Here is a 23,866-nt window from a genome sequence, read left to right on the forward strand (position 1 = left end):
TCCGAGGTTTATACCGCATGTGGATCCAATGTTCCTGCGGTTTATCGAGGCATGGCGTCGAACAGTGGGCAACCTGAATGGGCAACTGTTTTTTTGTCGTGAGCAAGCTCGCCCCGCTCACGACAAAGGCTATGGCGCAACCGGCAGCGCACGCTTGTGTGCGGTCTTGAGATAGGCCGATTCAACGATGTCCCGCACCCGCTCACTCACCGGCTCGCCCATCAGGTACGCATCGATCTCTTCGTACGTGCAGCCATAAGCCTGTTCATCCAGCTTGCCCGGTGCCAGTTCTTCGAGGTCGGCTGTGGGCTGCTTGTGCACCAGGTTCGCCGGGGCGCCGAGGGCGGCGGCCAACAGGCGCACCTGGGTTTTGGTCAGGCCGGACAATGGCGCCAGGTCGCAGGCGCCGTCACCGAACTTGGTGAAAAACCCCATCAGAGCTTCGGCGCCATGGTCGGTGCCGACCACCAGGCCATTGTGCAAGTTGGCCACGGCGTACTGCGCGATCATGCGGGTGCGGGCCTTGACGTTGCCTTTGATGAAGTCCACTTGAGCGGCGCTGGCGTCGGTGGCGGTGAGGCTGGCCATCAGACCGTCGACGCTGGCGGCGATGTTCAGGGTGTCGATGTGGTCCGGAGTGATGAAATCCAGCGAGGCCTGGGCGTCGCGCTCATCGGCCTGGGTCTTGTAGGGCAGGCGCATGGCGATAAAGCGCGCGGCGTAATCCTCAGCCCGCAGTTGCTCAACCGCCAACTGGCACAGGCGGCCGGCGGTCAGGGAATCCACGCCACCGCTGATGCCCAGCACCAGGGCTTTGCAGCCCGACTGGCGCAACGTGGTCTTGATGAAATCGATGCGCCGTTGGATTTCCCTGGCCTCACCGCCCTTCACCAGTTGCCGGTTGATATTCAGTTCCTGCGCGATACGGTCTTGCATGTCACACCTCCACCTTGCCGACATTGAATACCTTCGCCGCGTACTGCAAAAACGAGGGGTCTTCGCAGACGTTCTTCACCGGGTCATCGGAGAACTTCACCACCGGTTCGCCGTGCACCCGTACCAGCTTCATAACGATGCTCAGCGGTTCGACGCCGTCCACATCGCAAGCCAGGCTGGTGCCCATGCCGAAACCGAACTTGGCCTTGCCACGAATGTGCCGCAGGATCGGCAGGCATTTTTCGAAGTTCAGGCCGTCGGAGAACATCAGGTCCTTGGTCATCGGGTCGATGCCCAGCTGTTTGTAGCGAGCCAGCACCTTGTCGGCCCAGGCGATGGGGTCACCGGAGTCCTGGCGCAGGCCGTCGTAGAGCTTGGCGAAGTACAGGTCGAAGTCCTTGAGGAAAAAGTCGGTGCTGATGCAGTCGGTCAAGGCGATGCCGAGACGGCCACGGTATTCATGCACCCAGTTCTCCAGGGCGGCGTTCTGGCTTTCGCGCAAGCGCCCCAATTGCTGGTGCACCATCAGCCATTGGTGGGCCATGGTGCCGATCAGCGGCAAGTCGAATTCATACGCCAGGTGCGCGTTGCTGGTGCCAACGAACTGGCCGGGGAAGTCGCGGCGCATGATGTCCACCACTTCGCGCTGGGCCTTGAACGACAGGCGCCGACGGGTCGAGAAGTCGGAGACGCGCAGGTCGGCCAACTCGTCGCGGCTGAGGTTTTTCTCCAGCCAGTCGAACTTCTGGTACAGCTTGCGGGTGACGTCTTCCAGGGTCACATCCGGGTATTTGTCGCGGTTGCGCAGTTCGCTGACCAACGCGAGCACCGGCTGTTCGAACATGATGCAGTGCAGCATCGGGCCGACCACGCGGATGTTCAATTGGCCATCGACTTCGCTGACGTGGATATAACGCAGGTTGAAGCGGAACAGGCCCAGGAAGCGCTCGTAGTCCGGGGTGAGGTACTCGCGAAAGCGTGGGTTGAACAGAAAGCGCAGCTCGCCTTCACGCACCTGCAGGCTGGCGAGTTTGTCCAACTCGGCGCGCAACTGCGGGATCAAGTGGCCGAGTTTTTCCTTGGAGCGGACGATGAAGTTGTATTCCACATCGACGTTGGGGTACTGGTGCAACACCGCCTGCATCATGGTGAAGGTGTAGTAGTCGGTGTCGAGCAGGCCCTGGATCACCGGGGCGTCGTAGTCGTAGGCACTTTCCATGGTAAATCTCCTTAACGCGTGGCCATCGCGGCCAGTTCTTCGCGGGTGCGGCTGACGCCGGCACCGGCCTTGAGCAACTCGTTGACAGCCTGTACGCCGCCCTCCTCGCTAATACCGCGGCACGCCGGCAGGTGCAGCACGACTTCCAGACCGGCCTTGAGCAATTGCAGTGCGGTGGTTTTGACGCAGTAGTCCAGGGCCAGGCCGCCAACGATCACACGGGTGACACCTTGAGCCTTGAGGTACTCGATGACTCCGGTGGACAGCTTGTCGTGCAGGTCGTGGTAGCAAGCACCGTAGGGGTGCAGGTCGGGCTCGACGCCTTTCCAGATGAAGTAGTCGTAGTCATAGGGCGTGGGCAGCTCATCGAGCAACGTGAAACCTTCAGTGCCCGGTACGCAGTGGCTGACCCATGTGAGGTCGGCGTGGGTCAGGCCGGTGGGTTGCAGCATCTCGCTGGGCTGCGCGACCACCCAGGGTGCTTGCGGGGTGTGGGCGTCCTTGCTACCGACGCGATAGCCGGCGAGGCTGGCCATGTAGTTGAGTTCGGCACCGATCTGGTCACCACCGGCCACAGGCAATTCGTTGGGGCACAGCGGCGTGAAGCTCTTCTGAGGATCGACATCGAAAGAAGCAAGGGCAGTTTTCGCAAGGGTCATGGCTGTTCTCCTGTGGCCTGGAAACAAAAGTACACGTCATGTACTTTCATTGCAAGAAACATTTATTTATCTATTCGCCTTCAAGCACATGACATATCTTTTCGATCCGTTAGACTGAGCCCTCTTCGCCGTTCAGAAGGATTTCATATGCCACTTAGCGCCTACCTCCACACCGTCGACCTCTGCGTGCTTTTTTACTGCCGCGCAACCGGGGAACTGAAACTGTTGCTGAACAAGCGCGACGCCGAGCCCTTCGCCGGGCATTGGGCGTTGCCGGGCGTGGTGGTGAATGGCGGCGTGCAAGATCTGAGCCTCCAGGATGCGGTGGAACGCTTGCGAACCAGCGACAAGGTCGGTCTGGAGCTGGCCTGGAGCGAGCAAGTCGGTACGGTGGGCGATGCGTTTCGCGACCCGCGTTGCTGGTCGTCGTCAACGTACTACTTGGCGATCGTCGCGGATGAGGTGCAACTGGGGGAGCATCAAGGCTGGTTTGGGTTGAGGGCGGTGGCGGACGGCAGCATCAAGTTGCCGTTCGATCACAACAGCATCGTCGCGGCCGTGCAGGAGCGGTTGTTCTCCAAGTCGCTGTACAGCAGCTTGCCGCTGATGTTCCTGGGCAATGAGTTCAGCGCGCCGGAGGCGACCACGATCTTTTCCCTGGTGCTGGAGCGGCCGGTGCTCAAGACCAGTATTCGCCAGCGCTTGTTGAAGCTGACGGACGCGGGATATTTGCGCGAGACGGGGCGCAAGAAGCATGGCGAGGGCGGCAGGCCCCAGGCCACGGTGGAAAACTTGAAGCTTGGGGCGGTTTACTTCTTTGATCGCAGTTTTGCCGACTAATCACCCTTTTCAAGCGCGATGAGGTTCAAATGTGGGAGGGGGCTTGCTCCCGATAGCAGTGTGACAGTCCGCAAATAAAGTGACTGATCCTCCGCTATCGGGAGCAAGCCCCCTCCCCCAGTTTTGATTGGGGTATGGCGTTAGCTCATCCAATTGCCGCCGTCGACGTTGTAGGTCTGGGCCACCACATAATCAGCCTCCTTCGACGCCAGGAAGATTGCCATTCCGGTGAGGTCTTCAGCCGTACCCATCCGCCCAAACGGCACCTCTGCCCCCACCCGCCGCTTCTTCTCGCCAGGCGCCAGCCCTTCATGCTTGGCGAACAGTGCATCTACCCCATCCCAATGCTCACCGTCGACCACACCGGGTGCAATGGCGTTGACGTTGATCCCTTGCTTGATCAGGTTCAACCCCGCCGACTGCGTAAGGCTGATCACCGCTGCCTTAGTCGCGCAGTACACCGCCACCAACGCCTCACCGCGCCGCCCGGCCTGGCTGGCCATGTTGATGATTTTGCCGCCGTGGCCCTGGCGGATCATCTGCCGGGCCGCGGCCTGCAAGGTGAACAGCGTGCCGGCGACATTGATCGCAAACAGCCGCTCGAAGCTGTCGCGGGTGATGTCGACGATGGGCGCCAGGTCGAACAGCGCTGCGTTGTTGACCAGGATATCCAACTTCCCGACATGGGCCACCACGGCGGCAATCGCGCCATCGATGGAGGCTTGGTCAGTGACATCCATCGCGACCGCGTAGGCCTGAGGGCCCAGCTCGGCGGCAGTTTGCTGGGCACGTTGCAGGTTGATGTCGGCAATGGCAACCGTCGCGCCTTCATTGATGTAGGCCAGGGCAAACGCGCGGCCAATCCCGCGCGCCGATCCAGTGATCAGCGCGCTTTTACCTTCCAGTCGTTTCATGGGTGTTGTCCGTCAAGGTTACTTGGGATAGCCGGCGCGTTTCATTTCGCGCTCGGTGGTGGACTGCGCCTGCAACAAGGCCTGATCAACCGTCATGCCGCCGGTAAGCGCCGCTGAAAACAGCTTGCCGACCGAGGTGCCGATGGCCTGGAACTCGGGGATGGTCACGTATTGGATGCCCACGTACGGCACCGGTTTGGCTGAAGGATGGGCGGGGTCGGCGTGTTTCATCATCTCCAGCGTCACCTGGGCAAACGGCGCGGCCTTGAGGTAAGCCTCGTTGTAAGTGGATTGGCGCGTGCCCGGCGGTACGTTGGTGATGCCCTCTTTATCGGCGACCAGTTGGATGTAGTCCTTGGAAGTGGCCCAGGTGATAAAGGCCTTGGCGGCGTCCTTGTGCTTGGAAGTGGCCGGGATCGCCAGGGACCAGGCGTAGAGCCAGGATGAACCTTTGTCGGTCACCTCAGTAGGCGCGGCGGCGAAACCAACGCTGTCGGCAACCTTGCTCTGGCTGGTATCGGTGGTGAAGGAACCGGCGACGCTGGCGTCGACCCAGATCGCGCACTTACCACTGTTGAACAGCGCCAAGGTCTCGTTGAACCCGTTGCTCGACACGCCTGGCGGGCCGTATTGCTTGAGGGTATTGACGTAGAAGTTGGCGGCGGCGGTCCATTCGGGGCTGGTCAGCTCGGGCTTCCATTGTTCGTCGAACCAGCGCGCACCAAAGGCGTTAGCCATGGTACTCAACAGCGCGATGTTCTCCCCCCAGCCGGCCTTGCCCCGCAGGCACATGCCGTACTGACCCTTGTCCTTGGCGGTGAGTTTGGCGGCGAACTCGCCGAGTTGGGTCCAGGTGGGATGCGCGGGCATGCTCAGGCCGGCGCTCTTGAACAGGTCAGTGCGGTAGTAGGTGACGGTGCTTTCGCCGTAGAACGGCAAGGCGTAGAGGGTGTTATTGACCGACAGGCCCTGGCGCACTGAGGGGAAGATATCGTCGGCGTCGTAATCGGCCGGCAGCTCGGTCAACGGTTCCAGCCATTGTTTGGCGCCCCACAACGGGGTTTCGTAGGTGCCGATGGTCAGCACATCGAACTGCCCGCCCTGGGTGGCGATATCGGTGGTGAGGCGTTGGCGCAGAACGTTTTCTTCAAGCACTACCCAGTTAAGTTTGATGCCAGGGTGCTGCTCTTCGAACACCTTGGACAGGCGCTGCATGCGGATCATGTCGCTGTTGTTGACCGTGGCGATGGTCACGGTGTCGGCCGCATGGCCGGGTATAGCCATAGCCAGGCCGGACAGCAGTAACAGTGCTTTGGGAAGCGTTAACATGGCGGTTTCCACCTGTTGTTTTTGTTGTTGAGCACCGATTACAGCAGCTTGGCCAAGCCCTCACAAACGCCTGGCGAATGCGCGGCTGATACTTTTTTAACCGCACACTCAGGATCAAAAAAGTATCAGTGCCGGGCGAAAGCGGGGGTAGCCTGCCCCGTGCAAACCCGCGTATTTTGGTGTAATCCAACGCACAAGAGGCAGCACCATGCCCGTCAGCCGCGCCGAACTGTTCGAGCACCGCCCCGCGGAACTCGAAGTGATCTTGCCTGAACCCGACCACTGCTTTCGTTGGTTCGAACACGATTACCCCTATGATCTGGCGCGCTGGAACCACCATCCCGAATTTGAAATCCACCTGATCCGCCAAGGCACCGGCAAGCTGGTGGCGGGCGACTATATCGGTGCATTCAGCGCCGGCCATGTCGCATTGATCGGCCCGGACCTGCCCCACGACTGGATAGGCGAACTGGCCCCCGGCGAACACTTGAGCGGGCGCGATGTGGTGCTGCAATTCGATGGCGCCGCCCTGCTCGCCTTGCGCAATACCCTGCCGGAACTTGGGGATTTGCAGCCGCTGTTCGAACAGGCCCGGCGCGGCCTGGAGTTCACCGGTGACAGCGCCGCAAAGGCTGCGCACCTGCTGGAAGCCATCGGTAGCGCCCATGGCCTGCAACGGCTGATCCTGTTCCTGCAATTGCTCGACACGCTGAAAAACGCGCCGCCATTCCAGGTCAAGGCACTGGCCAGCCCCTGCTACGCGCCCACGCTGGATGCCCGCAGCGCTGAACGCATCAACAAGGCCTTCGACTACCTGATGCGCGAACTCACTGGCGACGTGCGCCTGTCGGTCATCGCACAGCAACTGGAGATGAGCGAACCGGGATTCTCGCGGTTCTTCAAACGCAACACCGGCCACGGTTTTATCGACCTGATGCGCAAATTTCGCGTGCAGCGCGCGTGCCGGTTGTTGCTGCACAGTGAGCGGTCGGTGGCGGATATCTGCTTTGAAGTGGGCTACGCCAACCTGTCCAATTTCAACCGACACTTTCGCATCGAGATGAACCAGACGCCGAGCGAATATCGCCGCGACACCGCGATGCATCTGTTCAATCCCATTGAAAAAATGACACCCAGCCATTTCTGATCAAAAGGTCGACTAATTTGTCTTTTTCCTAGGCCATTCAAGCCATTGGGCAAAGTTGGTACAGCCTGTGCAAACGTTTGCGGTACGAACTTGACCGCCAAGTTCCCCCTTACCTGAGCAATCGGGTTCAAACCGCGTACGAATAGGGACTTTCAATGCACCTCACCTCAAGGCCTCGCGCCTGCTTTGGTGTTTCCTTGCTACTGGCCGCCGTTACGGGAGTACTCAGCACACCCATTTTGGCGCAGGAAACACCTGCCAATGACTCAGCACAGGGCGAAACCCTCAGCCCTGAAGCCACCCAATCAAATAAAGGCCCTTACCTGTCGCAATGGTTCAACCAGGACCTGACGCTGATCGGCAGCAAAGACATCAGCTTCGGCCCCAAGCCGTCCGATGACATTTACCTGGAATACGAGTACTTCGGCCGCAAAGGGCCCTTCGAGCTGTATGGCTACATCGACGTGCCGAAGATCCTCGGCATTGGTAACAGCAACGACAAAGGCGCATGGGACCACGGCTCGCCGGTGTTCATGGAGCATGAGCCGCGCATCTCCATCGACTACCTGGCCGGTCGCAGCCTGGCCATCGGGCCGTTCAAGGAATGGTACGTGGCGTTCGACTGGATCTACGACCACGGCAGCAACAAGGAAAACCGCGCCAACACCCTGTACAGCGGCCTTGGCACCGACATCGACACCCACTCGCGGGTCAACCTGTCGGCTAACTTCTATGGGCGCTACCAGTGGGAAAACTACGGTGCCAGCAATGAGTATTCCTGGGACGGCTATCGCGCCCAGATGAAGTACATCGTGCCCATCGGCAAGTTCGACAACGGCGCTTCGCTGACCTACATCGGCTTCACCAACTACGATTTCGGCTCCAACCTGCACAAGGACAACCCGGCGCGCACCGCCAATTCAATGGTGGCGACCAACGTGCTGCTGTACTCGTTCACCCACCTGCGCTTCACGCTGGTCGGGCGCTACTTCCATAACGGCGGCAACTGGGAAGATGGCAGCGAGTTGAATTTCGGCGAAGGCAACTTCCGCGCCCGCTCCGATGGCTGGGGCTACTACGCCGGTGTCGGCTACCAATTCTGATCAAGGAGCATGAGATGAACACGTTTACCCGTCTATCGATGGCCATCGGCATGGCCCTGTTGCCGCACCTGGTGCTGGCAGATACCCCGGCACCGATCAAACCCAAAGTGATGCTGATCACCATGTTCGCGCCCGAGGCACAAACCTGGATCGACCGCCTGCAACTCAAGCAAGAAGTGCGCGTGCCGGGCCTGTCCGCCGAGTACCCGGTGATCCGCTGCAACACCCAGGACGTTTGCCTGCTCGTCACCGGTATGGGCCAGACCAACGCTGCCGCCTCCACCCTGGCCCTGGCGTTGTCGCCCAAGTTCGACCTGCGCCAGAGCTACTTCCTGATTGCCGGGATCGCCGGCATCAGCCCCAAGCACGGCACCATCGGCACCGCTGCCTGGGCGCATTACCTGGTGGAGTTTGGTACGCAGTGGGAACTGGATTCGCGCGATGCGCCCAAGGACTGGCCGACCGGCTACATCGGCATCAACACCAAAGGCCCCAACGAAAAACCGCCGCTGGACTACAAGACCGAAGTGTTTGAGCTCAACCCCAAGCTGCAAGCCAAGGCGTTTGCCCTGTCGCAGAAAGTCGAGCTGACGGAAAGCAAAGAGTCGACGGCCTGGCGCAAGCACTACCCCGCCGCCCCGGCCAACCAGCCGCCGCAAGTCACCCGCTGCGACACCCTGGCGGGCAACACGTGGTTCTCCGGCACGCGCCTGAGCGAACGCGCCGAGGTCTGGACCAAGCTGCTCACGGATAACAAAGGCGAATACTGCACCACCCAGCAGGAAGATAACTCCACCTATGAGGCCCTGCTGCGCGCCAGTCGCGAGGGTTTGGTGGATATACAGCGCCTGGCCGTGGTGCGAGCAGGTTCCGACTTCGACCGGCCTTACCCTGGCTACAGCGAGGTGGATAACCTGCTCAACTATGCGGACCAGGGCGGGTTCGTGCCGGCGCTGGAAAACCTGTACCGCACGGGCAATCCGCTGGTGCAGGCAATCCTCAACAACTGGTCAGCCTGGGAAAAAGGTGTTCCCGACGCGTGACGATCCCTGTGCCGGCGATGGCGTGCTTAGGGCCAATCGCCGGTAAGCCGGCGCCTACGGGACCGTATCAGGGCAGGAAGATGATTTTGTCTGCACTGCCCTGGTTCACGTCTTCGTAGCACTGCGTCCCTTCGGCCAGCGCCACTTCGCGCAGGCCGACCGGCAGCGGCAGCAGGCCCTCATCAAAAAAGCGCCCGAACTGCTCCAGCATCACCGCGCACTGCTCGCAGCTGTAGAGCAATGAATTGATCCCCACCACCGAACCTCCCTTGCGGTACAGCGCCAGAGCCGGCAATTGCACATGACCGTCCACGGGCGCAGCAATGATGGCGATACGGCCAAATGCCGCCAGACCCGCCACGGCGGCAGGCAGCCAGAAACCGGTGGTGTCGAAGATTACGTCGGCGCCGCCTGCGAACACGGCATTTACTTGCGAACCCAAGTCTTGCGGTTTAGCGAGGCTAATCGCCTCGAAACCTTGCGCCTGCAAAACCTCGACCTGCTCAACCCTGCGCACCGCCGCCAGCACCCGGGCGCCACGGATTTTCGCCAGGGCCAACGCCGCACTCCCCACGGCACCGTTGGCGCCGATCACCATCAACCGCGTGCCTTTGCCCACACCGCTGCGCTCCAGCGCATCCCAAGCGGTGGTGTACGGCACACCCAGGCTCGCCGCCTGGGCAAAGCTCAAATGCGTAGGCTTATGGGCCACGCCCTTGGCAGACACCGTGAGGTATTGAGCGTGGGAGCCATCGGCAAAAAAACCAAGATCGCGGCCGGTGCCCCAGACTTCCCGGCCCACCAATGCCTGCGGGCCTTCAACCACCACGCCAGCAAAATCGCGACCAGGAATGCGTGGCAGCGTGGTGTAAGGGAAGCGACCGAGCACGTTCTTTACATCGCTGGGGTTGAGGCCCGCAGCCTGGATTTTTACCAACACTTCATCAGCGCCCGGCACCGGAGTGGGAACGTCGATAAAGCTGAGGGCATTGAGATCGCCAGTGGCGGAAAATTGCAGGGCTTTCATGGGCAGTACATCCATCGAAAAGAAAAAGACTTCAGGACAACCAGGCACTGACCAACTGTCGCCCCATGGGCCACAGTTTTTCGCCGATCAACATGCCCATCAGGCCGACAAGCGCGATGGCCGGCGGCGCGGGTGAGCGAAAATCCAGCGCACCATAAATCACGCCAACAAACAGGCCAATGGCGAGGGAAATCAAGTAATTCATGGGGGCAGCGCCGTGTGGGTTGGTGGGCTCAGTGTAGGGAGCCCCTCCCGCTGGCATCGGCCAACTGCTTCAGGATTTCGGCCAAACCTCAGCCGGTGTAGTGCGAAGGGGCCACACCGAGTTCGCGGCGGAACATGTCGCTGAAGCTGCTCGGCGAATAGCCCAGGGACCGCGCAATCCCGCTGACCGACTGGCCCTGGATCAACTCCGCCACCGCCGTGGCGAGTTGCACTTGCCGGCGCCATTCGGCGAACCCCATGCCCAGGTGGTTCTGGAACAGCCGCGCCAGGGTACGCACGCTGGCACCGGCCACCTCGGCATGCTGCTCGAAGGGGATCACCAGGGAAGGCGCAGCCATGACCGCCTGGCACGCGCTGATCAGTCGACGGTCGGCTTCAACCGGCATGGCGATGCGGATCCGGGAGCGACGCGCCCGCTGCAACTCCAGCAGGGCCAGGCCGACCACCGCGTCGTAATACGCACCGTCGCCGCTATCGCCCTCCTCCACCAGCGTGACGATCAACTCGCGCAGCAACCCACCGACCTCAATCACCTGCACCTGGCTGTCCAGCGTCGCCGCCAAGGCAGGACGCAGGTAGATATTGCGCATCTGCAAATCCGACACTACGCGAATCCCGTGCTCGACACCCGGCGGCAGCCATACCGCGCGCTGGGGCGGCACCACCAGGGCTTCGCGTGGGGTCTCGACCCACATCACGCCGCTCATGGCGTAAAGCAATTGGCCCCACTCGTGCCTGTGGGGTTCCACATACCACCCACGCGGGTAAGTACGCGCCAGAGGTTGCACGGGGACAGCGTGATCACTGAGGTCAGGTGGCGCGGCCAGAGCCATGGGACGTACGTCAGTCTAGGATGAGCCACCATGGTAATGACCACCGCCCGACAATCCGAGTGAATTTTTGGCGCTCGTGGCGATCACTTGCTTACACCACCAGGGTTGATGGGCCGATGAATAACGCAAAACTGTTTGTGATCGATTACACCCTCCATGGCGAGGCCAAGTCATTCATTATCCGCCTGGAAAAACTCGATGCCGCCGAAGCTTGGCATTGGGCAAGCTGCGATGCCGGCGTCGGTCGTATTGGCCGTTTCGCCCGGGAGCAGGTCAAGAAGACCAGCCAGGTTCAGGCCGAGAAATTCGGCATCACCAACGTGCAATGGCGCCGCTCGGACGCGCGCGCCCAGGCTTGATCAAGGAGAGATACCCATGAATGTATGCGGCCAGGTCAATGGCAAGGCACGGATTGATTACACCCAGGACACCCTGTTTGGCCCACTGGCCAGGCATGTGGAATGCCAAGTGAGCGTGCAGCGCAAACCCGACAGACTCGTACTGAAGGTGTTTCAGCCGCTCCCGGATGATCTGCATGCAGCGAAAACGGTGGTGTTTGCCCTGGAGGGACGGCGGACCAGCGGGGTGGTCAGAGGTCGGCAGCGCCTGTCGGACCATAGCCTCCGGCTGGAGTTGGAAACCCAATAGCAGCTAACAGATAGATCAAATGTGGGAACGGTTTTGACCGCTCCCACCGCATTCAACCGTTGGCCGACTTGGCACACTCGCAGCCCGTAGCCGCAGCGCAGGGTTCACCATGGGCATGGTGTTCGGCACAGCCCTGGCAGCAATAGCCCTTACCGTCTTTCATCACCGCTTCGACACCCAATACACATTTGCAGTGTGGGCAGGCACAGGTTTGATCTGGCATGGTCAGACTCCTTCATCATGGTCGTCTCGGTACGGCGAGCGCCGGCACCTTAAGCAATGACTGCCGGCTCACGCAGATCGTTCAAACCATCAGTCGGTGCGCGTATTGCTGCGATACATGAACACCAGCGCCAGCGCCAGGCACACCATCGCCAGCATGCGACCGCCCGACAATTCGATGGCAGGGTTGCCCAGCCAGCCGAAGTTATCGATCAGCATGCCCATGCCCAACTGCCCGGTGATCACCGCCACCGTGGCCACCGCCGTGCCGACCACCGGCACCGCACCGACCATCACCATCATGTACACCACGCCGAACAGCGCGCCGGTCAGCTGCCATTTAGGCACGTCCAAGAGGCTCAACGCCTGTGCCGGTTCAAAGAAGAAAATCAACATCGCGGTGGTGAGCGCGCCTACGGCAAAGGTCAGCAAACTGCTGCGCAACACACCCACCGTCTGGCCCAGGCGACCGTTGATCGCCGCCTGCACACTCAATACCGCACCGGCCGCGATGACCAGTACCAACAACAGAATCAGATTCATCGTCTTACCCTCGTGCGATCAGAACAAGTGCCACCACAATCAACGCCAGCGCGATCCAGCGCTCTCCATTGACTCGCTTGCGCGTCGTGCCGAACCAACCGAAATGGTCGATCAAAACGCTCTTGCCCACCTGTCCCGACAGAATCGCGATCATGGTCATCGCAATACCGATGTGCGGCGTGGCCAGGGTCAGTACCACCACGTACATCGGCCCCAGAAAACCGCCGATCAGCTGCCAGCGCGGCAAGTCCGTGAGCGCCGGGCCTTTTTGCGGACCGCTGAACAGCAGCAGCAAATACAGAATCGCCGAGCCCACGCCGAAGATGCTCAACGTCGCCCACAGGTGCCCCACCTGCACGCCCAACGGGCCGAGTAAACCGGCCTCCACCGACAAGCCCATACCGGCGAGGATCACCAGCGGCAACAACAGCAACCGCAGAAGGTTTTTTTTCGGTGCGGCGTTCGCCACACCCTCGATAGAACTGGCCTGCATACATCACCTACGCATCAACAAATGGATTAATGGCGCGCATTATCCAGTGGCCGTCCTGTGCGATAAATGGGAGCATGCCAACAACACCTTTGCGCAAAACGCACAGCTTGGAGCCATGATGCAGGGTTTGAACGAGTTGAGTTTCAAGGCGCTGCGCCTGTTCGTCGCAGTGCTAGACCACGGCAGCTTCTCCGAAGTGGCGCGCCGCGAAAGCCTGGCGCCCTCCTCGATCTCGCGGCAGATCCAATTAATGGAGCAGGCCCTGGGGCAACAGTTGTTGTATCGGCACACCCGCGCCGTCAGCCCCACCGAGGCTGGGCGCCTGCTAGGGCGGCACGCGCGCCTGATGCTCGAACAACTGGAAGCCGCCGGCCAGGCCCTGCAGGAACAGGAAAGCGAGCCCAGCGGCCTGGTGCGTATCAATGCGCCGATGGTGTTCGGCCAGCGTCACCTCTCACCCTGGCTGGGCGAGTTGTGCCGCCGCTACCCCAAGCTGCAACTGGATATCCAGCAAACCGACACCTACGTCGACCCTCTGCAAGATGGCACCGACCTGCTATTTCGCATCGGCGTGCTCAACGACTCCGGCATGCAAGCCCGTATCTTCGCGCCCCAGCGCTTTCGCATCGCCGCCAGCCCTGCTTACCTGGCGAAGCACGGCACGCCCTCGCACCCCGATGAACTGATCAACCACCAATGCCTGGCGTACAAGGGCATCACCGGCCAACAACGCTGGTTTTTCCGCCGCGACCAGGGCGACTGGACGCCCTACAGCGTCAAAGGCCCGATCACTGGCAACCACGCCGACACACTCACCCACGCCGCCGAACAAGGCCTGGGGCTGGTGGTGTTTCCATCCTGGTTGATCGGCGAAAGCTTGCGCGCCGGCACGTTGCACGCGGTGCTGACGGAGTACGAAGTGGCGACCACGCTGGAGCCGCAGCAAATTGCGGCGTTGTGGCCAGGGAGCCGGCGCTTGTCGCTGAAGGTGAGGACCGTGATTGATTACTTTGTGGAGTGTTTTGGGGCGGTGCCTTATTGGGATCGCTGACTCAAAACACCCATTGCCCAATCAACCATGCATTCGCCCCACTGATCACCACAAATAGAAACCACACCAACACCCTGGTGGGCAGGCTATTCACAAACGGTCCCATCAGCTGCTTGTCGCCAGTCATGCGAATCAGCGGATACAGCGCAAACGGCAGCTGCAGGCTCAGCACCACCTGGCTCAGGATCAGCAATTTGCCGATGGCATCGTCACCCATCAGCCACACCCCGAGAAACGCCGGGATCAGCGCCAGCCCCCGGGTAATCAGGCGCCGCTGCCAGCAGGGAATGCGCAGGTTCAGGTAGCCTTCCATGATCACTTGTCCGGCGATGGTGCCGGTAAACGTCGAGCTTTGCCCGGACGCCAGCAAGGCAACGCCGAACAGGATGCTGGCAAAGGCGCCACCCACCAACGGATCGAGCAGGTGGTAAGCATCCTGGATTTCCACCACGTCGGTGTGGCCGGTCTTGTGGAATGCGGCGGCGGCGAGTACCAGGATGGCGGCATTGACCAGCAGGGCCAGGGCCAGGGAGCCGATGGTGTCGATGCGCGCCAGCTTGACCGCGTCCTGTTTGCTGGCCAGGTCTTTACCGATCAGGCGGGTCTGCACGATTGAGCTGTGCAGGTAGAGATTATGGGGCATCACCGTAGCGCCCAGAATGCCGATGGCCAGGTACAGCGGCGCGGCATCGCTGATGGCCGACAGTGACGGCGTGAAGCCGCTGAAGACGTCCGGCCAATACGGTTTGATCAACACCAGCTCGATAAAGAAACACACCCCGATGGTCGCCACCAACGCCAGCATGATCGCTTCCAGGCGGCGAAAGCCTCGGTTTTGCAGGGCGAGGATCAGCAGCGTGTCAAAGGCCGTGATCACAATACCGGTCGTCAGGGAAACGCCCAGCAGGAGGTGAAACGCCAAGGCGCAGCCGAGCACTTCGGCCAGGTCGGTGGCAATGATGGAGATTTCCGCCAACGCCCATTGGGTGCGGGCGGAGCGCTTGCTGTAGCGCTCGCGGCATAGTTGCGCCAGGTCTTTGCCGGTGGCGATGCCCAGTCGCGAGCACAGGCACTGCACCGCCATCCCCGCCAGGCTGGCCAGCAGCACCACAAACAGCAGGCTGTAGCCGTAGCGCGAACCGGCCTCGATGGCCGTAGCCCAGTTGCCCGGGTCCATGTAGCCAATGGAGATCAGCAGGCCGGGGCCGGCAAACATGAGGGCACGTTTGAAGAACAACGCCTTGGGATCAACGGCGACAGAGCCCGCCACTTCCGGCGGGCAGAACGGGGCGGTAGCAATTTTCGGCAGGCTGAATTTCACGCGGTATCCCAGGCAAACACACTCGACACCGCGCAGCTTATCAGTCGGACGCGACCGTGCGCATCACCGTGTCCCGTGGCAGGTCAAACGCTTCCACCACCTGCACCACGAGGTCCATCTCCTGGTTCAACGCCTCACGCTCCATGCGCTGGCGAATCACACCGATCACCAACACCGCCAGCGTCGTAATCGAATACGCCGGACCGGAAAACGCCCGAACACCACTCACCAGCAGCATCGCGGCCGCCAGTGCCTGCCCCACCACCGGAATCGCTGAGGCCGCCCCACGACGCAGGATAAACCCGGTCAGCCCCGCCAGCGCCGTGCCGCTCAAAGCCGTGGTGGCCGAGCGCCCAACATCGAAACGCTTGAACAGGCCCTGCTCTTTTTGCGCGGCCGCCTTGAGCTCCGCGTCGAAGACCTGCCGGTCGGCATTACTGAGCTTGTCCTTGTACTGCTCGATCAGCTTTTGCGCGACCTGGGTTTCGATCTCTGCCAGCGCAACCGTTTCAAGCGACTCGTCAAACTTGATCCCCAGGCGCTGCGCCACGTCTTCGGCGATCTGGCGATAACTTACGCCATGCCCACGAGCCAGGTTCATAAAGCTATCGCCGCCCATGCGCTGTAACTCGATGGCCAGTTTGAGCGGCTCGCGCACCTTGGCATCAATCGATGCACTACGCTTTTGCGCCATCAGTTCGGCGAGGAATTTCAACTCATCCGGCCGCGCCTGCACCAAGGCTGGGAACAGTTCCACATCCTCCTCGGCAAAGCGCACCTCGCTGCTGCGCTGGTCGGAGCGGATCATGCCGCGTCGCTCGTGCAACAGGTCGGTGTACTGCACCACCGTCTGCAATTGCGGCCAATAGGCGGCGTGATCGAAGGTAGCCAAGTGCACATTGGTGATCTTGGCCTTGAGTGCCGGCGTCACCTCGATTGCATAACGACCAATGCAGCGCTCGGTGTCCGGCTTAATGGCCAACGCCCAATCCTTGCTGGAGTGGCAGTTGATCAGCCGGCCCTTGAGTGGCGCCGACACCTCATCCCACGGGCTCGACGTGCAGATCGCCCCGCCCATCAGCAGTAGATTGTCCAATGGCAGTTCCCGCGCGGTTTCAGGGCTGGCCAGGAGGCTCTTGACCAGAATCCGCGCCCCCAGGGAATGGCCGATCAGGTTGATACGCCGCACGTTCAGCGACTCACCGTGCAGGTAACCCGCCAGCTCCGGCAGCAAACTCTTGGCCACTTCGTCCACCCGCGCCTCGACGCTTTTGTAGTGGTCGAGGAAATAGGCAATCGCCTTGCCCACGCCGACGGTCGCTGCGCCGACACTGCCGCCGCCGAGCATCGCGCCGATCACGTCCTTGAAAGGCGCAAACAGGTTTTCCAGGAAGTGCCCCGCGGGCCAGAACAGCATCAGGTTGGTGGAGCCTTCGATGCCCGCCAACTGCGCCTTGAAATTGCCCAGTTGTTGCCGGTTGAAAAACGCCGAATAACCGTGAACATAGAGATTGAGCACGTCCCCCTGAGGCTCGCCACACAGTAGGAATGTGGGCTTGCGGGTGCGGTGCATTTCATCCCACTGGTGTTGCATTGGGCGGTGACTCCGGGTGACAAGGGTGGGCGATAGTAACAAAGGCAAGGCCCAAGGGAGGTGAATCCTGACCGACGTGGCAGCAGCAAAGGCCTCAGAACTGCGCGCCAGCCTTTGAGTTAGCCAGGTAGCGCGCCGGAGAATCCCCCAGGTTGCGCCGGAACACCGACGTGAACGCACTGGAGCTGCTGAAACCCAACCCGAGCGCCACCTCGGTGATGGAAGCGCCATGGCTTAGGCGTGCAGTGGCTTCCAGCAGGCACACCTGCTGGCGCCAGGACACAAACGTCATCCCCGTGCTTTCCTGGAAATGGCGGGTGAACGTGCGTCGACTCATGTTCGACCACTCAGCCATCTCATCGAGGGTGATTTTTTGCGTGGGCGCCTCCAGGAAACGCTGACAGGCCCGCGCCAGCCGTGGTTCGCCAGGCAATGGCGCGCTGAGGGGCACCTCAGGCATGGCGCCGATCTCATCAATCAACAGCGTCAGCACGCAGCGATGCCTCACATTGAGTGGCGTCGAGGGATCGATAGCCAGCGCCGCCTCCAGCAAATGCCTGAGCAAGGGCGACACTTCAAACACCTGACAGCGCGCTTGCAACCCCGCGCGCAGGACGGCATCGGCGTTCAGGTAGGTATTGAGCATCACCACCTCCCCGCGCATCTGCATTTCATGGGGCACACCACCGGGCACCCAAATCGCCCGCTGCGGCGGCACCACCCAATTGCCGAGGTCGGTGAACATTTTCAACGCACCGGTGGAGGCATAGGCGAACTGCCCACGCGCGTGCGTGTGCCGCTCGAAAACAGTGCCATTGGGGTATTCGCGTAGCGTCACCACGGCGTCAGGGCTGGAAAAATCAAAGGCTGGAATCATGGCCCGATCTTGTCAAAAGTTGACCTGACATAGCAAGCGGGCCAATCGAACTGCCCCTAACATCAACGCCCTTAAAGAAGCGTCATGACCTAGGGAACATTCCATGCTGAAAAAACACTTGGCGCTAGCCGTGCTCGTCACCCTGGTGTGGGGAGTGAATTTCCCCATCACCCAATTAGGCCTGCGCTCGGTCGACCCCTTTGTGCTCACCGGCATCCGCTTTGCCTTGGCAGCCCTGCCCCTGGTGTTCTTCATCAAGCGCCCCGCCGTCAAGTTCAGCTACGTAGCCGCCTACGGTTTTATCTTCGGGCTGGGCATGTGGGGCGTAATCAACTACGGGATCCAGATCGGTGTGAGCCCTGGTATTGCTTCATTGATCATCCAACTCAGCGTGTTCTTCACCATGGGTTGGGGGTTTTTACTGTTCAAGGAGAACATCCGCAAGGCGCAGATCGTCGGCGCCTTGCTGGCGCTCAGCGGCCTGGCGGGCATCATTTCCACTCAGGAAGGCAACCACGCCGTCCTTGGGGTGATGTTGATCGTATTGAGCGCGCTGGCTTGGAGCGTGGGCAACGTCATCATCAAGAAGTCCGGGGTCAAGGAGATCTTCTCGTTCATGGTATGGGCCAGCCTGTTTCCGCCGATTCCACTGTTCCTCATGGCCTGGTGGATGCACGGCAGTAGCCCGTTCGAAGGCTTGAACGCCAGCCTCGACCTGGCAGCGATACTGTCCATCCTGTTCCAGGTGTACCTGGCCACGCACTTTGCCTACTGGGGCTGGAACTCGCTGCTAAAACTGTACCCCGTGTCCACAGTGGCGCCGCTGTCGTTGCTGATTCCCGTGTTCGGGATCAGCAGTTCGATGTTGATCATCGGTGAGCACGTTTCCACGCCGAACCTGATTTCGATTGCAATCATCATCGTCGGGTTGGCGGTGGGCTTGTGCCGCCGGCCATCGACACTCGCGCCTGCCGGGCTATCCTTGCGAAACCTCAGCAAGAAGCGCATTGCCCGTTAAAAACCGCGACACATCGGCCTGATACGCAGCAAAAACACAATTTTCAAAATGTAAAAAGCGCTCTAATACACGCCTGATGACTGGTTTTGAAGATCCTGGAGTTCGCAATGCCCCATGAAGGCAACCTGTTACAAGCAGCCGTGGTGTTCCTGCTCGCCGCCGTGCTCACCGTGCCCCTGGCCAAGCGCCTGCAATTGGGCGCGGTGTTGGGCTATCTGTTTGCTGGTGTGATCATTGGTCCATCGGTGCTGGGCCTGATAGGCAACCCGCAAAGCGTGGCGCAGTTTTCGGAGCTGGGAGTGGTGTTGCTGCTGTTCATCATTGGTCTGGAACTGTCGCCCAAGCGACTGTGGGTGATGCGCAAGGCGGTGTTTGGTGTAGGCCTGGCCCAGGTGCTGTTGACCGGGCTGGTCATGGCCGCAGTGGCGCTCTGGGTATTTGGCCAGGCCTGGAACAGCGCCATCGTGCTGGGCCTGGGCCTGGCGCTGTCGTCCACCGCGTTTGGCCTGCAAAGCCTTGCCGAGCGCAAGGAGCTCAACCAGCCCCACGGCCGGCTGGCGTTTGCCATCCTGCTGTTCCAGGACATCGCGGCGATCCCGCTGATCGCCATGGTGCCGCTGCTGGCCGGCAGCGACCACCCGACCACCGAAGCCCAGGGCGTGCAACACGTCCTGCAGATCCTCGGCAGCATCGCTGTGGTGATCATTGGCGGGCGCTACCTGCTGCGGCCGGTGTTTCGCATCGTCGCCAAGACTGGCCTGCGCGAAGTGTCCACTGCCACCGCGCTGCTGGTAGTGATCGGCACAGCCTGGCTGATGGAACTGGTGGGCGTGTCCATGGCCCTCGGCGCCTTCCTCGCCGGCCTGCTGCTGGCGGATTCGGAATACCGCCACGAACTGGAATCCCAGATCGAACCGTTCAAGGGCCTGTTGCTGGGACTGTTTTTTATCAGCGTGGGCATGGGCGCCAACCTCAGCCTGTTGCTCAGCTCGCCCCTGGTAGTGATCGGCCTGACCCTGCTGCTGATTGGCCTCAAGCTACCGCTGCTGTACGCCGTGGGCCGGATGGTGGGAGACCTCAATCGCGAAAGCGCCCTGCGCCTGGGCGTGGTACTGGCTGCCGGCGGTGAATTCGCCTTCGTGGTGTTCAAGATCGGCCGCGACCAGGGCCTGTTCGAACCCCATCTCTACGACATCCTGGTGCTGACCATCACCCTGTCCATGGCCGTGACGCCGCTGCTGTTGCTGGTGTGCCCGAAGCTGTTCAAGCCCAAGGTCAAGCCGGTGGAAGTGCCCGAGGAGTACCGCGCCATCGAAAGCGATGCCCCGCGTGTGGTCATCGCCGGCATGGGCCGTATGGGCCAGATTGTGGCGCGGATCCTGCGCGCCCAGAACATCTCGTTCATCGCCCTCGACACCTCGGTGGAAACCATCGAACTGACCCGCAGTTTCGGCGGCATGCCGGTGTTCTACGGCGACCCGCAGCGCCCCGAGATCCTGCACGCGGCCAAGGTCGACCAGGCCGAGTTCTTTGTGATCACCATGGACGACCCGGAGATCAACATCAAGACCGCCGAGCTGGTGCGCACCCTCTACCCGCACATGAAAATCATCGCCCGCGCACGTAACCGCCAGCATGTGCACCGCCTGGTGGACCTGGACGCCTCGCCCGTTCGCGAGACGTTCTACTCCAGCCTGGAAATGAGCCGTCGCACCCTGGTCGGCCTGGGCTTGAGCCAGGCGCAAGCCGATGCGCGCATCACGCGCTTCAAGAACCACGACCTGCAAGTGCTGGCGGCGCAACACGCGGTGTACGACGATGCAGCGAAAGTGATGCAGACCGCTCAGGAAGCGCGGACAGAGTTGGCGCGGCTGTTTGAGATGGACCGACTTGAGGAAGAGTCCGACAAGGTGTGAGGCTATGGGTGAACGATCTTGCGAAAATTCTGACAGAATATGCCGCAATTTCGTTCACCCCTGGAGCGCTTCATGGCCACTTTCACCAAGACCGCCGCCCTGCTGGTCCTCGCGCTTACTGCCGGCAGTGTCTTCGCCGCCTCCAAGCCAACCATGCAAACCATCTCCACCCTGGGCGGCAAGTTCACCTTCAACCTGCCCAAGGCCTACGCTGCCGACACCTTGCCGGCTGGCAAGGCGGATGATGGCACCGCCGATACCCAAGGCACGATGTACGCCAACCAAACCACGAAAAGTGTGGTGATCGTCGCCGAAACCGTACGTAAAGACGGGGCAACCATTGGGGATAACGACGCGCAGTTCCTCGATGGCGCTGTGGCCGGCTTCGTCAAGGACCAGAGCGCAGCGCTGCCTGACTTCAAGAAGCAAAGCGAGAAAAAGCTGAACTTCAAGGGCCTGGGCCTGCGCCAGGTGGACAGCACCGCGACCCAGGGTGGTGGCAAGACGCTGCAATCCACTTTCCTCGGCGGCTCGGGAAATCACTTGCTGGTGATCCAGGCGATTTCACGGGCGGATGATGCCAAGGGGCATGCAGCGTTGGTGAAGCAGATTACCGGCGGTAAATAACCCGATCTCCCAAGCAACACAAAACCAATGTGGGAGCTGGCTTGCCTGCGATAACGGTGGACCCGTCGATATCTCTATTGACTGACACCCCGCTATCGCAGCGGTGCGACGATTCGACAAGCCCGCTCCCACATTTATTTACCGCGTTTACCTCAGGCTTTTTTCCAGCCAAACCTTCAAGTCCTGCACTTCCGCCTCACTGATGGTGTGGTTCATCCCCGGATACCCATGAAACTCCGGCTTCAACCCCAAGCCCGTCAACAACTCATTCGCTCGGGTCGCCGACGCATACGGCAGCGCCTGGTCCAAAGTGCCGTGACCAATAAAGATCGCCAGCTTGCCCAATGACTCATCCGGTTTCAGCTCAGCCTTGAGCACCGGCAACACGCTGCCACTCAACGCCGCAATCCCCCGCACCAGTTGCGGGTCACGCAACGCCACCTCATACGACATGATCGCGCCCTGGCTGAAACCAATCAGGAACACCCGATCACTCTGGGTGTGGTACTTGGCGGTGGCTTTGCCGACGAAGTCCTTGATCAGCCCCGCACTGCGCTGAAGATCGGCCGTGACACCATCGTAATCGCCGTCACCGGGCGTCTTGGTAAACCAGCGGAATCCATTCGAATCGACCGGCATGGGCGCCCGAACCGACAAATAAGTCCATGTGGACGGCAGCGCGTCCTTGATGCCAAACAGGTCTTCCTCGTTACTGCCAAAGCCGTGCAGGAAAATCACCAGCGGTTGGTTGCGCGCATCGCCCTGGGTTTGCTCCAGGTACGACAGCGGCAAGTCGGTGTGCAGCGTATCGTCGGCATGAGCGGCACCGGCTAGCAGGGTCAGCGCCAGGGCAAACAGTTTGAACATGGGACGTTACCTCAGGGTTTGCGTAGCAAATAAGTGTCCATGATCCAGCCATTTTCCAGGCGCGCGGCCTTGCGCACCCGTTGGATTTCTTCGGCCACCTCACTCACCTTGCCGCTGATGAGGATCTCATCCGGCGTGCCGAGGTAGGCACCCCAGTAGATGTCCATATCCTGATCGGCCACGCTACGGTAGGAATCTTCGGCGTCAAGCATGACCACCAGGGTGTCGGCATCACTCGCCTGCCCTGCCGCCAAACGTCGCCCGGTGGTGATCTCAACGGACTTGCCGATGCGGTTCAACGGCACTTTGTGCTGGGCGGCCAGGGCCTGCACGCTGGTGATACCGGGGATCACGTCGAACTCGAAGGTGCAGCGGCCACTGGCCAAAATCGCCTGCAGAATGCGGATGGTGCTGTCGTACAGCGCAGGATCGCCCCACGCCAGGAAAGCGCCCACTTCACCGTCGGCCATTTCCTCATTGATCATGCGCTCGAAAGTCTGCTGCTTGTCGCGGTTGAGGTCCTGCACAGCGGTGGTGTAGTCGATATCGCCGCGCACACGCTCGGGGCAATCGGCCTCGACGAAGCGGTAGCCAGGCTCGGTGATGTAGGTTTCGCAGATCTCGCGGCGCAGGTCGATCAACTTGTCTTTGCTCTGGCCCTTGTCCATCAAGAAAAACACGTCGGTGCGGTTGAGCGCCTTCACGGCCTGCATCGTGATGTAGTCAGGGTTGCCGGCGCCAATGCCGATGATCAGGATGCGTTTCATGGGTTGCTCTCATTGCGGGGCGTGGATTTTGCCATGTTCACGCGCCTGGGCGTGAGTTTCCAGGCGCAAGCGCCAGACCTTGTTGAAGCGAAGTTCAGTGGCCGACAACGCTTCGACGTCGATGAGGTAGAACATCGACAGCGGGAACTGCATGACGTACAGCAGTGCGGCGCGGATCACAAAGGGGTGCGTAATGGCGACCACATGGCCGGGTTGGGTTTCGAGGGATTTCATCCACTGCGCGACACGTGTGCAAACGTCATCCACCGACTCGCCGCCATGGGGTGCGCACGTGCTGTCAGTGAGCCAGGTGTTTAACTGATCGCCATTCAGTTGGCTGATGGCCTGGCCTTTCCACTGGCCGAAATCCGCGTCACGCAGGGCGTCTTCGATTCCTGCGTCATCGCCGAACAAGCCGGCTGTCTGCCGTGTACGCACTTCCGGCCCGCACAACAAACGCCGGGGTTTCTTATAACGCCCGGCGAGGGACAGCGCCGCGCCATGCCAATCCATCGCCACCGCCTCGTCGTCCGGAAAACGCCCGCGCTTTTGCAGAGGCGTGGCGGCATGGCAGATGAGTGTCAAACGGGTGGCCTGGATCACGGATTGTTTCAACGACAAGGATTAAGGCCACCAAGACTGGCGCA

Annotated in this window: 27 protein-coding genes; 10 read left to right on the plus strand and 17 right to left on the minus strand. The window is 60.9% G+C overall.

What is annotated here, in order from left to right:
- Positions 1-129 precede the first annotated feature (129 nt).
- The 3 genes from nadE to ACKZ62_RS17480 are packed head-to-tail and all read right to left on the minus strand — an operon-like array spanning position 130 to position 2,814.
- Positions 130-936 (minus strand): NAD(+) synthase, encoded by an 807-nt coding sequence (nadE, locus tag ACKZ62_RS17470; RefSeq protein ID WP_447095589.1) that lies wholly within the window; start codon positions 934-936, stop codon positions 130-132.
- A gap of 1 nt (position 937) precedes the next feature.
- On the minus strand, positions 938-2,155 hold the full coding sequence (gene pncB, locus ACKZ62_RS17475) for a nicotinate phosphoribosyltransferase (RefSeq protein ID WP_099601596.1): 1,218 nt from the start codon (positions 2,153-2,155) through the stop codon (positions 938-940).
- 11 nt (positions 2,156-2,166) lie between these two features.
- On the minus strand, positions 2,167-2,814 hold the full coding sequence (locus tag ACKZ62_RS17480; protein WP_447095590.1) for a nicotinamidase: 648 nt from the start codon (positions 2,812-2,814) through the stop codon (positions 2,167-2,169).
- A gap of 147 nt (positions 2,815-2,961) precedes the next feature.
- Between ACKZ62_RS17480 and ACKZ62_RS17485 the strand changes: the two genes are divergently transcribed.
- A complete protein-coding gene (locus ACKZ62_RS17485; RefSeq protein ID WP_447095591.1) occupies positions 2,962-3,654 on the plus strand; it encodes an NUDIX hydrolase in 693 nt (230 codons plus the stop codon).
- A 140-nt stretch (positions 3,655-3,794) separates the two neighbouring features.
- Here ACKZ62_RS17485 and ACKZ62_RS17490 read toward each other — a convergent pair whose 3' ends face one another.
- The gene (locus tag ACKZ62_RS17490) at positions 3,795-4,568 is read right to left on the minus strand and encodes an L-iditol 2-dehydrogenase (RefSeq protein WP_032885349.1); all 774 of its coding nucleotides are present in this window, start codon (positions 4,566-4,568) and stop codon (positions 3,795-3,797) included.
- Between the two features lie 18 nt (positions 4,569-4,586).
- The gene (locus ACKZ62_RS17495; RefSeq protein ID WP_371854025.1) at positions 4,587-5,852 is read right to left on the minus strand and encodes an ABC transporter substrate-binding protein; all 1,266 of its coding nucleotides are present in this window, start codon (positions 5,850-5,852) and stop codon (positions 4,587-4,589) included.
- Between the two features lie 253 nt (positions 5,853-6,105).
- On the opposite strand from ACKZ62_RS17495, the gene ACKZ62_RS17500 reads away from it, so the two are divergent.
- The 3 genes from ACKZ62_RS17500 (at position 6,106) to ACKZ62_RS17510 (ending at position 9,190) form a co-directional block, all read left to right on the plus strand.
- On the plus strand, positions 6,106-7,044 hold the full coding sequence (locus ACKZ62_RS17500; protein WP_447095592.1) for an AraC family transcriptional regulator: 939 nt from the start codon (positions 6,106-6,108) through the stop codon (positions 7,042-7,044).
- A gap of 155 nt (positions 7,045-7,199) precedes the next feature.
- Positions 7,200-8,147: a nucleoside-specific channel-forming protein Tsx gene (locus ACKZ62_RS17505; protein ID WP_032885352.1), complete on the plus strand. Its 948-nt coding sequence runs from the start codon at positions 7,200-7,202 to the stop codon at positions 8,145-8,147.
- 14 nt (positions 8,148-8,161) lie between these two features.
- Positions 8,162-9,190 (plus strand): purine-nucleoside phosphorylase, encoded by a 1,029-nt coding sequence (locus ACKZ62_RS17510; protein WP_122681444.1) that lies wholly within the window; start codon positions 8,162-8,164, stop codon positions 9,188-9,190.
- Between the two features lie 67 nt (positions 9,191-9,257).
- Here the strand turns inward: ACKZ62_RS17510 and ACKZ62_RS17515 are convergent, their stop codons facing one another.
- The 3 genes from ACKZ62_RS17515 to ACKZ62_RS17525 all read right to left on the minus strand — a co-directional run bounded on the left by ACKZ62_RS17515 (position 9,258) and on the right by ACKZ62_RS17525 (position 11,275).
- Entirely contained in the window at positions 9,258-10,217 is a 960-nt protein-coding gene (locus ACKZ62_RS17515; RefSeq protein WP_122681445.1) for a quinone oxidoreductase family protein, read from the minus strand.
- A gap of 31 nt (positions 10,218-10,248) precedes the next feature.
- A complete protein-coding gene (locus tag ACKZ62_RS17520; RefSeq protein ID WP_081797626.1) occupies positions 10,249-10,422 on the minus strand; it encodes a DUF1427 family protein in 174 nt (57 codons plus the stop codon).
- A gap of 88 nt (positions 10,423-10,510) precedes the next feature.
- Positions 10,511-11,275, minus strand: a complete 765-nt coding sequence (locus ACKZ62_RS17525) for an AraC family transcriptional regulator (protein WP_095185980.1) — start codon at positions 11,273-11,275, stop codon at positions 10,511-10,513.
- 116 nt (positions 11,276-11,391) lie between these two features.
- Here ACKZ62_RS17525 and ACKZ62_RS17530 point away from each other — a divergent pair, with 116 nt between their 5' ends.
- Positions 11,392-11,634, plus strand: coding sequence for a DUF6555 family protein (locus ACKZ62_RS17530; protein ID WP_032885356.1), 243 nt, complete (start codon positions 11,392-11,394; stop codon positions 11,632-11,634).
- Positions 11,635-11,650: 16 nt separating this feature from the next.
- Positions 11,651-11,923 (plus strand): hypothetical protein, encoded by a 273-nt coding sequence (locus ACKZ62_RS17535; protein ID WP_032885357.1) that lies wholly within the window; start codon positions 11,651-11,653, stop codon positions 11,921-11,923.
- Between the two features lie 52 nt (positions 11,924-11,975).
- Here the strand turns inward: ACKZ62_RS17535 and ACKZ62_RS17540 are convergent, their stop codons facing one another.
- From ACKZ62_RS17540 to ACKZ62_RS17550, 3 genes are all read right to left on the minus strand, one after another.
- Complete coding sequence (locus ACKZ62_RS17540; RefSeq protein ID WP_095185981.1) at positions 11,976-12,146, minus strand: metallothionein; 171 nt, start codon at positions 12,144-12,146, stop codon at positions 11,976-11,978.
- 89 nt (positions 12,147-12,235) lie between these two features.
- On the minus strand, positions 12,236-12,688 hold the full coding sequence (locus ACKZ62_RS17545) for a DMT family transporter (RefSeq protein ID WP_122763639.1): 453 nt from the start codon (positions 12,686-12,688) through the stop codon (positions 12,236-12,238).
- A gap of 4 nt (positions 12,689-12,692) precedes the next feature.
- Positions 12,693-13,181: a DMT family transporter gene (locus ACKZ62_RS17550; protein ID WP_447095593.1), complete on the minus strand. Its 489-nt coding sequence runs from the start codon at positions 13,179-13,181 to the stop codon at positions 12,693-12,695.
- 118 nt (positions 13,182-13,299) lie between these two features.
- Between ACKZ62_RS17550 and ACKZ62_RS17555 the strand changes: the two genes are divergently transcribed.
- The gene (locus ACKZ62_RS17555; protein WP_095186030.1) at positions 13,300-14,232 is read left to right on the plus strand and encodes a LysR family transcriptional regulator; all 933 of its coding nucleotides are present in this window, start codon (positions 13,300-13,302) and stop codon (positions 14,230-14,232) included.
- Position 14,233: 1 nt separating this feature from the next.
- Here ACKZ62_RS17555 and ACKZ62_RS17560 read toward each other — a convergent pair whose 3' ends face one another.
- The 3 genes from ACKZ62_RS17560 to ACKZ62_RS17570 all read right to left on the minus strand — a co-directional run bounded on the left by ACKZ62_RS17560 (position 14,234) and on the right by ACKZ62_RS17570 (position 18,024).
- The gene (locus ACKZ62_RS17560) at positions 14,234-15,553 is read right to left on the minus strand and encodes an Nramp family divalent metal transporter (protein WP_447095594.1); all 1,320 of its coding nucleotides are present in this window, start codon (positions 15,551-15,553) and stop codon (positions 14,234-14,236) included.
- Between the two features lie 40 nt (positions 15,554-15,593).
- Positions 15,594-17,147 carry a DUF726 domain-containing protein gene (locus tag ACKZ62_RS17565; protein ID WP_099601605.1) on the minus strand — a complete coding sequence of 518 codons (1,554 nt, stop codon included), beginning with the start codon at positions 17,145-17,147 and terminating at the stop codon, positions 15,594-15,596.
- A gap of 94 nt (positions 17,148-17,241) precedes the next feature.
- Positions 17,242-18,024 carry an AraC family transcriptional regulator gene (locus tag ACKZ62_RS17570; RefSeq protein WP_260367310.1) on the minus strand — a complete coding sequence of 261 codons (783 nt, stop codon included), beginning with the start codon at positions 18,022-18,024 and terminating at the stop codon, positions 17,242-17,244.
- 103 nt (positions 18,025-18,127) lie between these two features.
- Here ACKZ62_RS17570 and ACKZ62_RS17575 point away from each other — a divergent pair, with 103 nt between their 5' ends.
- The 3 genes from ACKZ62_RS17575 to ACKZ62_RS17585 all read left to right on the plus strand — a co-directional run bounded on the left by ACKZ62_RS17575 (position 18,128) and on the right by ACKZ62_RS17585 (position 21,585).
- The gene (locus ACKZ62_RS17575; RefSeq protein WP_095185984.1) at positions 18,128-19,042 is read left to right on the plus strand and encodes an EamA family transporter; all 915 of its coding nucleotides are present in this window, start codon (positions 18,128-18,130) and stop codon (positions 19,040-19,042) included.
- A 107-nt stretch (positions 19,043-19,149) separates the two neighbouring features.
- A complete protein-coding gene (locus tag ACKZ62_RS17580) occupies positions 19,150-20,958 on the plus strand; it encodes a monovalent cation:proton antiporter-2 (CPA2) family protein (protein WP_447095595.1) in 1,809 nt (602 codons plus the stop codon).
- Positions 20,959-21,030: 72 nt separating this feature from the next.
- Positions 21,031-21,585 (plus strand): DcrB/PsbP domain-containing protein, encoded by a 555-nt coding sequence (locus ACKZ62_RS17585; RefSeq protein ID WP_099601609.1) that lies wholly within the window; start codon positions 21,031-21,033, stop codon positions 21,583-21,585.
- Between the two features lie 147 nt (positions 21,586-21,732).
- Here ACKZ62_RS17585 and ACKZ62_RS17590 read toward each other — a convergent pair whose 3' ends face one another.
- The 3 genes from ACKZ62_RS17590 to ACKZ62_RS17600 are packed head-to-tail and all read right to left on the minus strand — an operon-like array spanning position 21,733 to position 23,819.
- The gene (locus tag ACKZ62_RS17590; protein ID WP_122755903.1) at positions 21,733-22,452 is read right to left on the minus strand and encodes an alpha/beta hydrolase; all 720 of its coding nucleotides are present in this window, start codon (positions 22,450-22,452) and stop codon (positions 21,733-21,735) included.
- An 11-nt stretch (positions 22,453-22,463) separates the two neighbouring features.
- Positions 22,464-23,219 carry a precorrin-6A synthase (deacetylating) gene (cobF, locus tag ACKZ62_RS17595; protein WP_099601611.1) on the minus strand — a complete coding sequence of 252 codons (756 nt, stop codon included), beginning with the start codon at positions 23,217-23,219 and terminating at the stop codon, positions 22,464-22,466.
- Positions 23,220-23,228: 9 nt separating this feature from the next.
- Positions 23,229-23,819: a histidine phosphatase family protein gene (locus ACKZ62_RS17600; protein ID WP_032885417.1), complete on the minus strand. Its 591-nt coding sequence runs from the start codon at positions 23,817-23,819 to the stop codon at positions 23,229-23,231.
- Positions 23,820-23,866: the final 47 nt, after the last annotated feature.

The sequence above is a fragment of the Pseudomonas sivasensis genome (assembly GCF_052938085.1).

Coding starts and splice junctions, on each gene's coding strand:
- ACKZ62_RS17515 (WP_122681445.1), bottom strand. CDS start 10,217: ATGAAAGCCCTGCAATTTTCCGCCACTGGCGATCTCAATGCCCTCAGC.
- ACKZ62_RS17590 (WP_122755903.1), bottom strand. CDS start 22,452: ATGTTCAAACTGTTTGCCCTGGCGCTGACCCTGCTAGCCGGTGCCGCT.
- ACKZ62_RS17540 (WP_095185981.1), bottom strand. CDS start 12,146: ATGCCAGATCAAACCTGTGCCTGCCCACACTGCAAATGTGTATTGGGT.
- ACKZ62_RS17485 (WP_447095591.1), top strand. CDS start 2,962: ATGCCACTTAGCGCCTACCTCCACACCGTCGACCTCTGCGTGCTTTTT.
- ACKZ62_RS17570 (WP_260367310.1), bottom strand. CDS start 18,024: ATGATTCCAGCCTTTGATTTTTCCAGCCCTGACGCCGTGGTGACGCTA.
- ACKZ62_RS17580 (WP_447095595.1), top strand. CDS start 19,150: ATGCCCCATGAAGGCAACCTGTTACAAGCAGCCGTGGTGTTCCTGCTC.
- ACKZ62_RS17585 (WP_099601609.1), top strand. CDS start 21,031: ATGGCCACTTTCACCAAGACCGCCGCCCTGCTGGTCCTCGCGCTTACT.
- ACKZ62_RS17555 (WP_095186030.1), top strand. CDS start 13,300: ATGCAGGGTTTGAACGAGTTGAGTTTCAAGGCGCTGCGCCTGTTCGTC.
- ACKZ62_RS17480 (WP_447095590.1), bottom strand. CDS start 2,814: ATGACCCTTGCGAAAACTGCCCTTGCTTCTTTCGATGTCGATCCTCAG.
- ACKZ62_RS17535 (WP_032885357.1), top strand. CDS start 11,651: ATGAATGTATGCGGCCAGGTCAATGGCAAGGCACGGATTGATTACACC.
- ACKZ62_RS17530 (WP_032885356.1), top strand. CDS start 11,392: ATGAATAACGCAAAACTGTTTGTGATCGATTACACCCTCCATGGCGAG.
- ACKZ62_RS17500 (WP_447095592.1), top strand. CDS start 6,106: ATGCCCGTCAGCCGCGCCGAACTGTTCGAGCACCGCCCCGCGGAACTC.
- ACKZ62_RS17490 (WP_032885349.1), bottom strand. CDS start 4,568: ATGAAACGACTGGAAGGTAAAAGCGCGCTGATCACTGGATCGGCGCGC.
- ACKZ62_RS17565 (WP_099601605.1), bottom strand. CDS start 17,147: ATGCAACACCAGTGGGATGAAATGCACCGCACCCGCAAGCCCACATTC.
- ACKZ62_RS17550 (WP_447095593.1), bottom strand. CDS start 13,181: ATGCAGGCCAGTTCTATCGAGGGTGTGGCGAACGCCGCACCGAAAAAA.
- ACKZ62_RS17520 (WP_081797626.1), bottom strand. CDS start 10,422: ATGAATTACTTGATTTCCCTCGCCATTGGCCTGTTTGTTGGCGTGATT.
- ACKZ62_RS17545 (WP_122763639.1), bottom strand. CDS start 12,688: ATGAATCTGATTCTGTTGTTGGTACTGGTCATCGCGGCCGGTGCGGTA.
- ACKZ62_RS17505 (WP_032885352.1), top strand. CDS start 7,200: ATGCACCTCACCTCAAGGCCTCGCGCCTGCTTTGGTGTTTCCTTGCTA.
- ACKZ62_RS17575 (WP_095185984.1), top strand. CDS start 18,128: ATGCTGAAAAAACACTTGGCGCTAGCCGTGCTCGTCACCCTGGTGTGG.
- ACKZ62_RS17495 (WP_371854025.1), bottom strand. CDS start 5,852: ATGGCTATACCCGGCCATGCGGCCGACACCGTGACCATCGCCACGGTC.
- pncB (WP_099601596.1), bottom strand. CDS start 2,155: ATGGAAAGTGCCTACGACTACGACGCCCCGGTGATCCAGGGCCTGCTC.
- ACKZ62_RS17525 (WP_095185980.1), bottom strand. CDS start 11,275: ATGGCTCTGGCCGCGCCACCTGACCTCAGTGATCACGCTGTCCCCGTG.
- ACKZ62_RS17510 (WP_122681444.1), top strand. CDS start 8,162: ATGAACACGTTTACCCGTCTATCGATGGCCATCGGCATGGCCCTGTTG.
- cobF (WP_099601611.1), bottom strand. CDS start 23,219: ATGAAACGCATCCTGATCATCGGCATTGGCGCCGGCAACCCTGACTAC.
- nadE (WP_447095589.1), bottom strand. CDS start 936: ATGCAAGACCGTATCGCGCAGGAACTGAATATCAACCGGCAACTGGTG.